General features: G+C 68.1%; 16 protein-coding genes and 1 tRNA gene. 4 read left to right on the plus strand and 13 right to left on the minus strand.

Features of this window, described 5'->3' with window-relative positions; translation table 11 throughout:
* Positions 1–20: 20 nt before the first annotated feature.
* The 7 genes from MSG_RS14900 to MSG_RS14930 form a co-directional block, all read right to left on the minus strand.
* Positions 21–902, minus strand: a complete 882-nt coding sequence (locus tag MSG_RS14900) for an SDR family oxidoreductase (RefSeq protein ID WP_096440777.1) — start codon at positions 900–902, stop codon at positions 21–23.
* A gap of 22 nt (positions 903–924) precedes the next feature.
* Entirely contained in the window at positions 925–2160 is a 1236-nt protein-coding gene (gene mshC, locus MSG_RS14905; protein WP_096440779.1) for a cysteine--1-D-myo-inosityl 2-amino-2-deoxy-alpha-D-glucopyranoside ligase, read from the minus strand.
* Between the two features lie 127 nt (positions 2161–2287).
* Positions 2288–3103 (minus strand): 3'(2'),5'-bisphosphate nucleotidase CysQ, encoded by an 816-nt coding sequence (locus MSG_RS14910; protein ID WP_096440781.1) that lies wholly within the window; start codon positions 3101–3103, stop codon positions 2288–2290.
* A 28-nt stretch (positions 3104–3131) separates the two neighbouring features.
* Complete coding sequence (locus tag MSG_RS14915; protein ID WP_096440783.1) at positions 3132–3956, minus strand: SCO1664 family protein; 825 nt, start codon at positions 3954–3956, stop codon at positions 3132–3134.
* Positions 3940–4527: a DUF3090 domain-containing protein gene (locus MSG_RS14920; protein WP_096440785.1), complete on the minus strand. Its 588-nt coding sequence runs from the start codon at positions 4525–4527 to the stop codon at positions 3940–3942. The genes MSG_RS14915 and MSG_RS14920 overlap by 17 nt, the downstream gene beginning before the upstream one ends.
* Positions 4528–4603: 76 nt before the next feature.
* Positions 4604–5383 (minus strand): histidine phosphatase family protein, encoded by a 780-nt coding sequence (locus tag MSG_RS14925; protein WP_096440787.1) that lies wholly within the window; start codon positions 5381–5383, stop codon positions 4604–4606.
* A 36-nt stretch (positions 5384–5419) separates the two neighbouring features.
* Positions 5420–5722, minus strand: coding sequence for a hypothetical protein (locus MSG_RS14930; RefSeq protein ID WP_170063161.1), 303 nt, complete (start codon positions 5720–5722; stop codon positions 5420–5422).
* 183 nt (positions 5723–5905) lie between these two features.
* Here MSG_RS14930 and MSG_RS14935 point away from each other — a divergent pair, with 183 nt between their 5' ends.
* The 3 genes from MSG_RS14935 to MSG_RS14945 are packed head-to-tail and all read left to right on the plus strand — an operon-like array spanning position 5906 to position 8294.
* Positions 5906–6913 (plus strand): SMP-30/gluconolactonase/LRE family protein, encoded by a 1008-nt coding sequence (locus MSG_RS14935; RefSeq protein WP_181159248.1) that lies wholly within the window; start codon positions 5906–5908, stop codon positions 6911–6913.
* Entirely contained in the window at positions 6910–7167 is a 258-nt protein-coding gene (locus tag MSG_RS14940) for a DUF5703 family protein (protein WP_096440791.1), read from the plus strand. The genes MSG_RS14935 and MSG_RS14940 overlap by 4 nt, the downstream gene beginning before the upstream one ends.
* A 32-nt stretch (positions 7168–7199) precedes the next feature.
* The gene (locus tag MSG_RS14945) at positions 7200–8294 is read left to right on the plus strand and encodes a quinone-dependent dihydroorotate dehydrogenase (RefSeq protein ID WP_170063196.1); all 1095 of its coding nucleotides are present in this window, start codon (positions 7200–7202) and stop codon (positions 8292–8294) included.
* A 1-nt stretch (position 8295) separates the two neighbouring features.
* On the opposite strand, the gene MSG_RS14950 is transcribed toward MSG_RS14945, so the two are convergent.
* From MSG_RS14950 to MSG_RS14965, 5 genes are all read right to left on the minus strand, one after another.
* The gene (locus MSG_RS14950) at positions 8296–9681 is read right to left on the minus strand and encodes an HNH endonuclease signature motif containing protein (protein ID WP_096444541.1); all 1386 of its coding nucleotides are present in this window, start codon (positions 9679–9681) and stop codon (positions 8296–8298) included.
* A gap of 246 nt (positions 9682–9927) precedes the next feature.
* Positions 9928–10350, minus strand: a complete 423-nt coding sequence (locus MSG_RS14955) for an alpha/beta hydrolase family protein (RefSeq protein WP_096440793.1) — start codon at positions 10348–10350, stop codon at positions 9928–9930.
* A 6-nt stretch (positions 10351–10356) separates the two neighbouring features.
* The gene (locus MSG_RS25205) at positions 10357–10512 is read right to left on the minus strand and encodes a hypothetical protein (protein ID WP_162899233.1); all 156 of its coding nucleotides are present in this window, start codon (positions 10510–10512) and stop codon (positions 10357–10359) included.
* Positions 10513–11043, minus strand: coding sequence for a YbhB/YbcL family Raf kinase inhibitor-like protein (locus MSG_RS14960; protein WP_096440795.1), 531 nt, complete (start codon positions 11041–11043; stop codon positions 10513–10515). It abuts the gene before it with no gap.
* 36 nt (positions 11044–11079) lie between these two features.
* Complete coding sequence (locus tag MSG_RS14965; RefSeq protein ID WP_096444543.1) at positions 11080–12444, minus strand: M20/M25/M40 family metallo-hydrolase; 1365 nt, start codon at positions 12442–12444, stop codon at positions 11080–11082.
* Between the two features lie 335 nt (positions 12445–12779).
* Here MSG_RS14965 and MSG_RS14970 point away from each other — a divergent pair.
* A tRNA-Leu gene (locus tag MSG_RS14970) sits at positions 12780–12865 on the plus strand.
* Here the strand turns inward: MSG_RS14970 and MSG_RS14975 are convergent.
* Positions 12847–14493 carry a recombinase family protein gene (locus MSG_RS14975; RefSeq protein WP_096440797.1) on the minus strand — a complete coding sequence of 549 codons (1647 nt, stop codon included), beginning with the start codon at positions 14491–14493 and terminating at the stop codon, positions 12847–12849. The genes MSG_RS14970 and MSG_RS14975 overlap by 19 nt on opposite strands.
* Positions 14494–14592 lie beyond the last annotated feature (99 nt).

Raw genomic sequence — 14592 nt, forward strand, 5'->3', positions numbered from 1 at the left:
GTGAGTGGGGCCGCCCGCTGTCAGGGCTTGCCCAGGTCCTCGTTGTAGGCGCTGGTCGAGCGGCCGAGCGCGGCGACCTCGGCATCCATTTGGGGCATCAGCTGCGCGGCGGCGTTGCGCAGCGGGAATTCGCCGAGCGGGGTGGACAGCACCGGCTTGAGCCACCGGAACACCGACACCCAGCCCGGGCAGTACACCCGCTCCTTGCGGGCCTCGATGCCCTTGACGAAGGCCGCCGCGCACTTGTCCACCGAGGTGGTCTTGTTCAGCGGCCAAGGCAGCGAGGCGAGCTGTTTGGCGAAGGTGGGCAGATCGGCCTTGGTGTCGCGGACCAGCGCGGTGTCGATCCAGGCCATGTGCGCCGAGCCGACGCGGACGCCGTAGTGGGCGACCTCGAGCCGCAGCGCATGGGCCAGGTGCTCGTTGCCGGCCTTGGACATGTCGTACGGAGCCATCCCGGGAGCCGCGGTGAATGCCGCCAGCGACGAGACGATCAGCGCATAGCCGCGCCGTTCGATCAGCGCGGGCAAGGTGGCGCGCACGGTGTGGAAGACACCGAGCAAGTTGACGTCGAGCACCCGTTTGACCGCCTCGGGATCGACCTGCAGCACCGAGCCGTAGCTGGCGATGCCGGCGTTGGCCACGACCACGTCGATGCCGCCGAACCGCTCGACGGCCTCGGCGGCCGCGGCCTCCATGGCGGGCAGGTCGCGCACGTCGGCGACGACCGTGAGCACATGCTCGCTGCCGCCGAGCCGGGCGGCCGACTCGGCCAGCACCGACCCGTCGAGATCGGTCAGTACGAGTTTGGCCCCCTTGTCGCGCAGCCGCTGAGCGACGGCGGCGCCGATGCCCCGGGCGCCACCGGTGATGAAGACGACTTGGTCCTGCAGCGATGTCATCGAGGATGCTCCTTTTCGGCGATCACAGCTCCACCCCGAGCAGCGCATCGACCGCGGCCGCCACCAGCCGCGGCGCGTCCGCGTCATGCCCACCGTATTCGAGCGCGTCGGTGGTCCATCCATCGAGTGCGGCAATCGCTTTGGGGGTGTCCAGGTCGTCGGCCAGGTACTGGCGCACCCGGGCGATCACGTCGGCGGCGTCCGGGCCGGCGGGCAGCGTGGTGGCGGTACGCCAACGACGCAGCCGGACGGCAGCCTCGTCGAGCACCTGCTGACTCCACGATCGGTCGGCCCGGTAATGCCCGGCAAGCAGGCCCAACCGGATGCTGGCCGACTCAACGCCTTCGTTGCGCAACCGCGACACCAGCACCAGGTTGCCGCGGCTCTTCGACATCTTGTGCCCGTCCCAGCCGATCATCCCGGCGTGCACGTAATGGCGCGCGAATCGTCTTATGCCCCTGACACATTCGGCATGCGCCGCGGTGAATTCATGATGCGGGAAGATCAGGTCGCTGCCGCCGCCCTGAATGTCGAGCCCGCTGCCGATCCGGCTGAGCGCGATCGCCGCGCATTCCACATGCCAGCCGGGCCGGCCGCCGCCGAACGGTGCCGGCCAACTGGGCTCACCGGGCCGCGCCGCGCGCCACAGCACCGCGTCGAGTTCGTCGGTCTTGCCGGGACGGTCCGGGTCGCCGCCGCGCTCGGCGAACAACCGCAGCATGGTGTCGCGGTCGTAGCCGGATTCGTAGCCGAACTGCGAGGTGGCGTCCGCCCGGTAGTAGACGTCCGGGTACTCGCCGTCCAGCACGTAGGCCGCGCCGGAGGCCAGCATCTTCTCGACCAGCTCGACCACCTCGGGGATCGCCTCGGTGGCCCCGACGTACTCGGTCGGCGGCAGCACCCGCAGCGCGGCCATATCCTCGCGGAACAGCGCGACCTCGCGATCGCCCAGCTCGCGCCAGTCGACGCCGTCGCGGGCGGCCCGCTCGAACAGCGGGTCGTCGACGTCGGTGACGTTCTGCACGTAGTGCACGCCATGCCCCAGATCCAGCCACAGGCGGTGGACGAGGTCGAACGCCAGATAGGTCGCGGCGTGGCCCAGGTGGGTGGCGTCGTAGGGGGTGATGCCGCACACGTACATGGACGCGGTCGGACCGGGCGCCACCGGGCGGACCTGACGGTCGGAGGTGTCGTACAGCCGTAGGTCGGGGCCACGTCCCGGAATCACCGGCACCGGTGCGGAAGACCACGACTGCATGCCTTGAACTTTAGGCCCGGTGACGATGCAGCCCGCACAGCGGGCTGAGGTGGGGGTACCGCCCAGCCGCGCGCCGGCGAGGGGGCGAGGCGGGCAACCAGGCTAGGCCCCGACTGGTTCCGATCGGCTAACGGACCGCGTCACGGATGGCACCGAGCAGGATCGGGGCCAGCTCGGCGCGGCACATCACGAAGTCGGGCAGATACGGGTCGGGCTGGTTGTAGCGCATCGGGGAACCATCCAACCGCGACGCGTGCATGCCGGCCGCGAGCACCACCCCGGCCGGAGCCGCCGAATCCCATTCCCACTGCCCGCCCGCGTGCAGGTAGGCGTCGACTTCGCCGTCGATGATGGCCATCGCCTTGGCGCCGGCCGACCCGATGCCCACTGGCTGGATAGCCAGGCTCTGCCGCAGGTAATACAGCACCGCCGGCGGCCGGGTGGCACTCACCGCGATCCGGAGGGTGTGCGGAATGCCCACCCGCGCGTTCACGTCGGTCACCGTGTCGGTGCGGTACACGATGTTGTCGCGAGCGGGCAAAGCCACTGCGGCGTCGGTGATTTCGCCGTCTCCGGCGGTATCTCCGTTGGACGAACGCTGCCACAGCGCGACGTGCACGGCCCAGTCGTCGCGCCCCGGCGTGGAGAACTCGCGGGTGCCGTCCACCGGGTCGATGATCCATACCCGGTCGGACTTCAGCCGGACCAGATCGTCGTAGGCCTCCTCGCTGAGTACCGCGTCGCCGGGCCGCTCGGCCCGAAGCCGCCGCAGGATGAGTTCGTTGGCCAGGCTGTCGCCGGCGTCGCCGAGGGCCCAGGGGTGACCGAAGCCGATCTCCTCGCGCACCTTGAGCAGCAACTCCCCCGCGTCGGCGGCGAGATCGGCGGCCAAGGCAGCATCGGTCAAGTCCCCACTGTTGTCACGGGCGGCCGGCGTCACCAACTCAGTATCGCCGACCCCGCGGCCTGCCCTAGAACGCCGGCCAGGGAATGGGCCGGTGCCGGTTCGGCCCGGGCATCACCGGGTCGTCGAGCAACCGACGGGCGCGCATGCGCAGCGCCGCGATCTCCGCCGAGGTGAGGTGCTCGGCGAGTTCGTCGCCGAACTGGTCGCCCAGCGCGTCGGCCAAGCGAGCGACCGCCTGCAGCGTCTGGTGGTCGATGGGCTTGCCGGCCCAGCCCCACAGCACCGTGCGGAGCTTGTTCTCGACGTGCAGGCACACGCCGTGGTCCACCCCATAGATGTGGCCATCGAGGTCGCGCAGGACGTGGCCGCCCTTGCGGTCGGCGTTGTTGACCAGCACGTCGAACACCGCCATCCGCCACAGACGAATATCGTCGGCGTGCATGAGGATGACCTCATCGCCGGCGTAGTCATGGGCGCGGATCACCGGCAGGTAACCCAGCTGCTGCTTGCCGACGGGAAAAAGGGCGACCAGGTCGGGACCCGGCCGCGGCTCGCTGTCCGCGTCGTCACCGGGCTGGTTCACCCACTGCTGCAACATGCCCGGACCGGCGGGCCCGTGCCGAATGATCGTGTAGGGCACGATGTTCCAGCCCAATTGGGCCGACACCAGATATGCGGAGCGTTCGCGACCGGCTAGTGTGCCGTCCGGGAAATCCCACAGCGGCGCTTCGCCGGCGATCGGCTTGTAGACGCAGTGCACGCTGGCGTCGTCGTGTGTGGCCTCACACAGAAAGGTGGCGTTGCTGGCCGAGCGGATCCGTCCGAGAACCGTCAGCTCGCCGTTTCGCAGGACCTCGCGTTCGTCATTCTTGTTATTCAAGGGGGTCATCGTTAGACCCGAGCAGCGCGCTGCGCCGGTAGCCATTGGCGCGCGCGCAGATGTGGCCCTCGGGGTCCAGCGGTTCGTCGCACAGCGGGCACGGCGGGCGTCCGGCCGAGATGACGCGGTTGGACCGGGTGGCGAACTGACGTGCCGACTCCGGCGTCAGGAACACCCGCACCGCGTCGGGTCCCTCTTCGGTGTCATCCAGCACCACCGAGGCGTCGAATTCGGCGTCGGTGACCGCAAGCAATTCGACCACCACGGTCTGCGCCTCCGAGTCCCAGCCCAGGCCCATCGTCCCGACCCGAAACTCCGCGTCGACCGGAGTGATGAGCGGGTCGAGGTCGTCGAGCTCGGCGGGCTCGGGCGGCACCGGGGTGCCGAACCGGCGGTTGACCTCGAGCAGCAACGCCCCAATGCGTTCGGCGAGCACCGCCACCTGTTGCTTCTCCAGCACCACCGACACGACGCGGGCATCGTGGACGGCCTGAACGTAGAAGGTCCGGTTGCCGGGCTGACCAACCGTCCCGGCCACGAAGCGGTCGGGCGTGCGGAAGACGTGGATTGCGCGGGGCATGGCACTTTCCAAAATACCGGCAGTTGGCTTCGCAGTGCGATTCGGATCGAGGTGCCCGCCGACAGATCCGGCGGGATTAATCCGTGGAGCCGCCGACCACCGCATCACTCGACGGCACCGCCCCGTCCGTGTGGGTCTGCGTTTCACCGCGTGTGTCATGGGGTTTGTCGCCCGCGGCGTCATCCGCGCCGTCCTTCTTGGCGGGCGGCGGCCCGGCGCGCAGCGCGGACGCCAATCGGGCGCCGGTGTGGTTGACGTGCAACACAAACGGGCGCAGTTCCGTGTAGCGGATCACACTCACCGACGCCGGGTCGGCGGTGACGCGCTGGAAGCCGTCCAGATGAATGCCGTAGGCGTCGGCGATCAGCGCCTTGATCACGTCACCGTGAGTACAAGCCACCCACAGCGCGTCGCCGCCATGCTCTCCCCCGTATTCCAGGGCCAGTCGGCGGTCGTGCTCGCGGACGGCGGCCACCGCGCGCGCCTGCACCTGAGCCAGGCCCTCACCGCCCGGGAACACCGCCGCGCTGGGATGGGCCTGCACCACCCGCCACAGCGGCTCCTTGGCCAGCTCGCCGATCTTGCGTCCCGTCCACTCCCCGTAGTCCACCTCGGCAAGGCGATCGTCAATCAGCGGCTCGAGGCACAGCGCTTCGGCCAGCGGCTCGACCGTGCGGCGACACCGCAGCAGCGGCGAGCTGACCACCGCCCGGATCCGCAGGTCGCCGATCCGATCGATCAGCCCGACGGCCTGCTCGCGGCCCTTGTCGTCCAGGTCGACGCCCTCGGAACGACCGGCCAGCACACCCGCGGTGTTCGAGGTGGATCGACCGTGGCGCAACAGGATGACGGTCACGACGACGACCGTACCGAATAAGGGTGGCGGGACCGGTTAGCGCGCGACCGGGGCCGCGCGTGCGACCGAGTCGCGGACCGCGGCGGTCAGGCTGCGCTCGTCGGTGAGATCGATATCGACCAGGCTGCGGACCGCCTTCGCGACCACGTCCTCAGCCTGCGGCACCAGGCCGGAAATACGCGGTCGGTAAACTTCGACGACGAGCGACCGATGCTCAATGTGGAAGGAAAAACTGCGCCCATCACCGACTTGTCCGTACCCGCTGGCAAAGATGCCTGTCGAAATGTCTTCGACAGCAAACTCTCCGTCGGAGGTATGCCGGTCAACGGTGACGGTCATAGTCCGACCATACCTCTCCAGTACGGTCCGATGTGGTCGACATGACCATATTGGATGCGAAGGCGTTCCTTAAAATCGTGAAGTTCACGTCCGGCGATCGAAGGCCAATTGTTGCTGTCACAGCGTAGAAACACGAACCGCGCGGCTCTGCCTGCCGTTTTGTATCCCGGAGCTGTGTTGTTTCTGTTGCTAACGCTGACCGCCGGTTGCTCGTCGAATCCGCTCACAACCGCTCCGCCGACGATCGAACCGGCCCGGGCCGCCGAGTCGCCACCGGTGTCGCAAAATCCGGCCGGCTCGGTGCGGCCGCTCGCGGGTCACGCCGCGGCGGCGGTGTTCGACGACGCCACACATCAGTTGGCGGTGCTGACTCCCGGCACCGATCCGGCTGTGGCGCCCGCCGGCCTCACCGTGTTCGGTCAGGGGCGGGTCGCGCCGCGGGTCATCGCCTTGTCCGAGCCGACGACCGCGCTGACCGGCGACGGCCACGGCACGGTCTACCTGTCCGACCACGGCGGCTATGTCGTGGTTGATCTCGCCACCGGTCGCGCCGAGCAGGTCGCCGTCGACGGGGCCCGGCAGGCCGATTTCACCGCCATCGCGCGTCGCACCGACGGCAAGCTGGTGATGGGCAGCGCCGACGGCACCGTCTATGCCCTCACCGCGCGGACCCCAGACGGCGGCAGCGTTGCCGTCGAGAACCGGAACAAAATCTTCGCACGTGTCGATTACCTTGTGACTCAAGGGAATACAACAGTCGTACTGGACCGGGGGCAGACGTCGGTGACCACGATCGGCGCCGACGGCCGCGCCGAGCAGGCGCTGCGGGCCGGCGAGGGCGCGACCACCATGGCCGTCGACCCGCTGGGCCGGGTGCTGGTCGCCGACACCCGCGGCGGCGAGCTGCTGGTGTATGGCGTCGACCCACTGATCCTGCGGCAGGCCTACCCGGTGCGCGGCGCCCCCTACGGGCTGGCCGGCTCCCGGCAGTTGGCCTGGGTGTCCCAAACCGCATCCAACACCGTCATTGGTTACGATCTTTCAACCGGAATTCCCGTCGAGAAGGTGCGTTACCCAACTGTGCAGCAACCCAACTCGTTGGCTTTTGACGAAGCCTCGGACACCCTGTACGTGGTGTCGGGATCCGGTGCGGGGGTTCAGGTCATCGAGCATGCGGCGGGTACCCGATGACCGCGTCGCCGCGCCGTGGCGCGCTGCCTGCGGGCTGGGACACCGATATGTCCGACGACTACGAGCGGGTGCTGTTGCGCCTGCCGCCGGAGGTGACCAGACTCAGCGCCTCGGTCCGGCTGTCCATCGAGGCTGAATACCGTGGTTGGGAGCTGGCCCGGGTGCGGCTTTACACCGACGGCAGCCGACGAGTTTTATTGCGCCGCAAGAAGTCCCGTCTGGCCAATCAGCGACTCGACCAACCGGAACTGTGACCGTCAGCCATGCCGGCCCGCGCGGTCACCTGCTGTACGGGCTGCTGCGCCGGGTGTTCTTCTTGGTCCCTCCCGAACGCATCCACACGCTGGTGTTCGCCGTGCTGCGCGCCGTCACCGCCATCGGCCTGTCGCGACGATTGCTGCACCGGCTGCTGGGCCCGAGCGATCCAGCGTTGGCCAGCACCGTGTTCGGGGTCCGCTTCCCCGGGCCACTGGGGCTGGCAGCCGGCTTCGACAAGGACGGCGTGGGGCTAGCCGCCTGGGGCGCGTTGGGTTTCGGTTACGCCGAGGTCGGCACGGTCACCGCGCACCCGCAGCCCGGCAACCCCGCTCCCCGGATGTTCCGGCTGCCCGCCGACCGCGCCCTGCTCAACCGGATGGGCTTCAACAATCACGGCGCCGGGGAGCTGGCCCTGCGCCTGGCGCGGCGCACCCGGTCGACCGGGGCCAACGTCCCGATCGGGGTGAACATCGGCAAGACCAAGGCGACCCCGGCCGCCGAGGCGGTCGAAGACTACCGGGCAAGCGCGCGGCTGGTCGGGCCGCTGGCGGCGTATCTGGTGGTCAACGTGAGTTCGCCGAATACACCTGGGCTGCGAGACCTGCAGGCCGTCGAATCGCTGCGACCCATTCTCGAAGCCGTGCTCGCCGAGACGTCCACACCCGTGCTGGTCAAGATCGCGCCCGACCTCACCGATTCCGATGTCGACGACATTGCGGACCTGGCCGTCGAGCTGGGCCTGGCCGGCATCGTGGCGACCAATACCACCGTGTCGCGCGAGGGCCTCGCCACGCCGGGCGTCGAAGAGCTTGGCGCAGGCGGCATCTCGGGGCCACCGGTGGCACGCCGCGCCACCGAGATACTGCACCGGCTCTACAACCGCGTCGGCGACCGCTTGGTGCTCATCAGCGTCGGCGGCATCGAGACCGCCGACGACGCCTGGGAGCGCATCACCGCGGGCGCCTCGCTGCTGCAGGCCTATACCGGCTGGGTCTACGGAGGGGGCTGGTGGCCCAAGCACATTCACGACGGCATCGCGCTGCGCCTGCGCGAGGGCGGGTTCGCCTCGCTGCGCGAAGCTGTGGGGTCGGCCGCGGACAAACCCGACACCCCGTCGCGCTAGCTCAGGCCGCTCCTTCCTCGCAGTCTTCGCCGTTTTGGCCGTCGTCCTCGCGCAGTAGTTCCTCCGGGTGGTGGAAGCTGTTGGTGCGTGGTTGGCCGCGGTCCAGGTGCGGCGGTGGGATCCACTCGGTGTCACCGTGGGCGTTTTTGCGGGTGATCCAGCCCTTTTCGGCGAGCGGGTGATGGCCGCCGCACGCGAAGGTCAGGTCGTCGACGTCGGTCGTGCGGCACGTCGCATAGCTGGTGGCGTGATGGGCTTCGCAGTAGTAGCCGGATAGGTCGCAGCCCGGATGCGAACAGCCGCGGTCCTTGGCGTACAAGATAATTCGCTGCCCCGGTGAGGCCAGGCGCTTGGTGTGGCAGAGGGCCGGGGCCTTGCCCTTGTCGAAGATCGCCAAGTAGTGATGGGCTTGGCGGGCCAGGCGGATCACGTCGCCCATGGACAGGATGGTGCCTTCGCCGGTCAAGCCCTTGCCCGCGGCCGCTTCGAGATCCGCAAGCGTCGTGGTGACGACAATGCTCGCCGGCAGCCCGTTGTGTCGGCCCAGCTCGCCGCTGGCCAGGACGGCACGAAGGGCCGCGTTGCGGCCGTCATGATTGCGCTGGCTCGCAGACCGGGTGTCGCGCTGCACCGCTTCCTCCGAGGGAGAGCCGTCCACGACCGGCGCGTCGTCGTCGGGATTGGCCATCCCGGGCGCGGTCAGCTTGGCGAGCACGGCCTCCCAGCCGGCGCGCGCCTCGGGCATCAACGATCCGCTCAGCCGCGACATGCCGTCGGCCTGCTGGTTGCCCAGCACCAGCCCGCGCGCCCGCGCCCTGTCCTCGTCGGTGTAATTGCCGTCCGGATTGAGGCAAGTCATCAGATGGTCCGCCAGCTTGGCGAGCTGATCCGGGCGAAACTGGCTGGCATGGGCGGCGAGATGCTTCTGGGCCTGCTCCCGGGTCCCGATGTCGACGCACTCGGGCAGCTGGTGGAAAAACCGCCGAATCACGCCGGCGTGCTCGGCCCCGATCGACCCGTCGCGCTGGGCCGCCGCGGTCGCGGGCAACCCCGGCGCCAGGGACTCGCCGGTCATTGCACGTCGCGGGCCGAGATCGGCCGCCTCGGCGACTCGGCGGCCGGCTTCGGCGCGCGAGATATGCAGCCGATCTGCCAGCGCCCAGGCCAGCTTGCCACCCAGTTCGGTCGAATCCGACTCCGCGGCAACCTGATTGATCAGTTGATGGCGGGGCGCTTGCAGCCGGCGCATCTCCTGTTCGAGGACCTCCAGCAAGCGCAGCCGCTCGGGGTTGGTCAGCGCGTCATACGAATGCCCGAGGAATCGAGACACCACGGCGCGCAACGCGTCGCAATCGCCCTGGATGTCGTCGCGGCTGATCACCGTCATGGCCGTCACCCTCGACCGGGGGCCTCGAAAGGGCTGGCCAGCTCATACCTAAGCGCATCCAGGCGACTCCTAAGCAACGCGTAACGCTCCAACAGCGCGAGCAGCTCCGGAACCGTCAGCCCATCCAACGATAGGGAGAGCAAACGGTCTTGAGCGATCTCGAACACGTCCAGCAGGGATTCCAGTCGCCGAGCCTTAATCGAACATATGTATGTTCGAATGCTAACGGCGCCCACCGACACGTTTTCAGCGCGCGCCGAGATGTTCGGCGACGAAGTTCGTGGTGTGGCGGTGCCACTCATGACGCCGGCCCAGCATGGAATGGCCCACCCCGTCGATGCCCACCCATTGCGCATCGATGCCCCGCTGCTGGGCCCGCAGCGTCTGGATGCGCGAGCTCTCCGGGTCGGTTCGGGCATCGGCGGTGCCGTGCACGACCAGCAGCCGGGTAGACGCCGGAATCAGGTCACCGTCGTCGCGCGGCCAATACGGCGCCAGCGCGACCACCGCGCCGATCTGCCCACCGGCGGCCAATCGGGCAGCTACCCGGCCGCCCATCGAATGCCCAACCAGCACAATGCTTTTCAGCTCGAACCGATGACGGACAGCGTCAAGGGCCACGGTGGCGTCGACCACCGCGTCGTAACGCGGGCTGTTCCACCCGCGCAGGAGGTACTAAACCCGTCGCACCTCGACGTGGCGGCCGAGCCGGCGCCGCAACGCGCCGGCCACCAACATCATTCGCAGGTTAGGCGGATGCCACCAGTGATAACGCTCGTCGCTGCGCACCTTGCCGCCCGGCAGCACCAGCACGCACGCGCGAGGCGCCACCTACTTCTGCTCGTAGACGCCGTGGATGTAGGCTCGCGCGATCGCGTGCTGGAACAGGTTGAACCCGAGGAAGGCCGGGCTGGCATCCTCGGGAAGATCCAGTTTGTCCACGTCCACCGCGTGCACGGCGACGTAGTAGCGATGCGGGCCGTGGCCGGCGGGCGGCGCGGCGCCGATGTAGCGACGCACGCCGGCGTCGTTCACCAACGTCAGTGCGCCACCAGGTAATTCGTTTCCACTGCCGGCGTCTGCCGGCAGTTCGGTGACGTCGGCCGGCAGGTTGGCCACCGCCCAGTGCCAGAAGCCGGACAGCGTCGGGGCATCGGGGTCGTAGACGGTGACCGCGAAGCTGCGGGTCTCCTGGGGGAAACCAGACCAGCTCATCTGCGGACTGACATCTTCGCCACCGGCACCCATGATGCCGCTCACCTGCGCAGTGGGCAACGACTGGCCATCGGCGAACGATTCCGAGGTCAAGCCGAACGTCGGCAGCTTGGGCAGCGCGTCATATGGGTCGGACGGCACACTCATGAACGATCCTTTCGGGTAGGCGAAGCCAATTCTTCACTAGCAATGCGTCAGGAAGTGGGCCAGCACCTCGGTGCCGAACCGCAACGCGTCGATGGGTACCCGCTCGTCGACGCCATGGAACAACGAAGAGAAATCCAGGTCCGGCGGCAGACGCAGCGGGCTGAAGCCGAAGCAGCGAATACCCAAGCGCGCGAACGCTTTTGCGTCGGTCCCGCCCGAGAGCATGTAGGGGACGGTCCGCGCGTCGGGGTCCAGGGCCAGCACCGCGTCGTTCATCGCCTCGACCAGGTCGCCGTCGAAGCCGGTCTCATACGAGTCGAGATCGCGGATCCACTCCCGGGAAACGTCCGGCCCGATCAGTTCGTCGACCTCGGCCTCGAAGGCCGCCTTGCGGCCCGGCAGGATGCGGCAGTCGACCACCGCCTCGGCCGTCGCGGGGATGACGTTGGCCTTATAGCCGGCCTTGAGCATCGTCGGGTTGGCGGTGTCGTGCAGCACCGCCTTGAGCATGCGGGCCATGGGCCCGAGCTTTTCGATCGTGCCCTCCAGGTCGGCCGACTCGGGATCGAAGGACAGGCCCGTCTCCTCGGCGAGGGCGGCAAGGAACTGCACCACGGTGTCGGTCAGCACCAGCGGAAACTTGTGCCGGCCCAGCCGGGCGACCGCCTCGGCGACGGCGGTGACGGCGTTCTGATCGTGCGCCATCGAGCCATGTCCGGCGATCCCCCGCGCGCTCAACCGCATCCACGACAGACCCTTCTCGGCGGTCTCGATCAAATAGAGGCGGCGTTCGCCGCCGTCAGCCCGCGGCACCGTCAGCGAAAAACCACCCACCTCTCCGATCGCCTCGGTCACTCCCTCGAACAGGTCCGGCCGATTGTCAACCAGCCAGTGGGCGCCGTAGCGGCCGCCGTGCTCCTCGTCGGCCAGGAACGCGAACACCAGATCGCGCGGCGGCACGCTGCCCGCCTGCTTAAGCCGGCGGGCAACCACGATCATCATCCCGACCATGTCCTTCATGTCGACCGCGCCGCGGCCCCAGACGTAGCCGTCTTCGACCGCGCCGGAAAACGGGTGGACGCTCCATTCGGCCGGTTCGGCCGGGACCACGTCGAGATGCCCGTGGATGAGCAGCGCGCCCCGCGAACTGTCCGCGCCCTGGAGGCGGGCGAACACGTTCCCGCGGCCGGGTGCGCCGGACTCGAGGTACTCGGGCTCGTAGCCCACCTCTGCGAGCTGGGCGGCGACCCAGTGCGCACACTCGGCCTCGCCCTGGGTGGTCTCGGGTTCGCCGGTGTTGGTGGTGTCGAACCGGATCAGCCTGCTGACCACCTCGACCACGTCATCGCTGGAGTGATTCAGATCCTCGGTCTCAGCCGTCACAACCCCCTTTCCTACCATCGCCCGGCCGCCGCGGCTCTCCCCCGCCCGCACGGCCGGCCGCTGAACTGCAACGACTTCGGCATTCACGATTTCGGTGTGGGGACGCCTTGGGCGTTGTAAGGTCTGCGGCCATGTCTGGTCCAACCAAAAAGGTAGGCGTCGCCTTGGCCCTGGCCTGCATCGCCCTCGGCGCGAGCGGATGCGCTCTCGCTACCGTCGTTCCCTCGTCGTCATCGCCCGCCCACGTGCTCGATCTCTCCGGCCCGAGTCGCTGATCCCTGCCGCCGGCACGCTGGATTGGGTCCGCGCGGGCCGATCCGATAGCCTTAGCTGCCAACTTCTCGTTGGCCTTTGTCCGAGTGGCGGAATGGCAGACGCGCTAGCTTGAGGTGCTAGTGCCCTACTAATGGGCGTGGGGGTTCAAGTCCCCCCTCGGACACATCCGGCGACACGACTCAGATCGGCCGTCGCCTTGACCCGTCGCAGGTAAGGGTCGTAGTCAAGACGCAACCCCAGGCTTGCATACACCTCTGCGCGTTCCGCCCCGGTTGCCTCACCAAGCACCGCTGCCAGCCCGCCCAACTCCTCGACCAATTCGCTGATCTGCGCAGCGGACATGGTGAGGGGTCTTTCGGCTCGTTCAAGGCGGGCCTTCAGCTCGTCGCGCTCCGCGGTGCGGCGACGCAATGCGGCGGTCAAGTCCTCAACGGCCACGCCAGACTCCACTGCGGTAACCAACGCAGCGACCTTCCTATTCGCCTCGCTGAGCTGGCGCTGCAAGGCGGCATAGCCAGTTCCTGCTGCCGCGTCCGCGTCCTGTCCGCGTACAAGGTCATCCGGATCGGCCAGGGTGGCGATCCATTCGTCGAGTCGCACTGTCACCTCGTCTTCACGGAGGTAAACGGTGCGCGGGTGATCGCTGAGATCTGCAGGTACAGAACGCGACTTACCTAGCTCACAGCGGTACAGGATGCGGGTGGTTTGTTTCCCGACGCGCGCCGCACCCTGCATCCGTCGTCCACATGCGGCGCAGAACAACAGCCCACGCAGCGCGTACGGCACTATCGATTCTCTGCTGCAGACGAGACCGGGACCACGCCGCGCGAGTGTGCGAAGACGAACAGCCTGAGCCAAATCATCATCGATCAGCGCTTCGTGGGTGCGGCGGTCCGGTGCGATCCAGTCGGCCTGATCACGCCAGCGCATTCGCGTCTCGTACCCAGCGGCGACGTCGTCAGGGTCGACCAGGACCTCGTATTTCTCCTGCTTGCCCCAAACGCGGACACCCAGATATGTCGGGTTGTCGAGAATGGCGCGGATCGCCGAATGCGACCAACCGCGCGGGTCACGGTGACGATTCCGCGCCGGGTCATACTGGCTCGGTGACGGCACGCCATCGTCGGTGAGCTGTTGCGCGATGTAGCGGAGGCCCGCGCCGTCGGCATACATGCGGTAGATCCGCTCGACTACCGAAGATGTCGCAGGGTCAGGTTCGAGTCGGTGAAGTCGCTGCCCAAAATTTGCCTTGGCAGGGTTTGGGTGCGGGCCGGCATCGACGAGCCGGTAACCGTAGGGTGGTCGACCACCGAGGTATCTCGACGTGTCTTGCGCGAGTGCTGACATCGCCGTACGGACGCGGATCTGGATTCGCGCGCGCTCTCCCTTGCTCATGCCGCCGAACAGAGTCATCACCAGGTCGTGTGCCTCGGAGCCGGGATCGACTGCTCCGCCGACCTCAGGTACCCACAGTCCGACGCCGTAGTGCGTGAGGACAGGGAAGGTGAGCGCGAATTGCGGCCCGTAGAACGCACGGGCGGGTTCCCCGATCACTACGGCATCAAAGCTACGGTCCCGACAAGCGACATCGGCAAGGAGACGTGATGCCTCTGGCATGCGCTTCCACGGCAGCGAACGGCTCTGTCCCACATCGAAGTAGTCCGCGGCGAGGACTCCGCCGTGCGGGGCGATCAGGTCCATGGCACGCCGCTTCTGCCAGCTGCGGCTCGCCTCCGGGTCTTGAGCGTCCTCCGTGCTTACTCGGCCATAGAAGGCGAACCTCAGGCTCACGCCACTCCCCTCCCTGATCCCAGCATCCGGTCCCGCACAGCCATTATCACGTGTACCAGCGCGCTGTTGGCTTCGCGTGGAAGTCGATAGTGGTCGGGC

Source organism: Mycobacterium shigaense, assembly GCF_002356315.1.
Lineage (GTDB): Bacteria > Actinomycetota > Actinomycetes > Mycobacteriales > Mycobacteriaceae > Mycobacterium > Mycobacterium shigaense.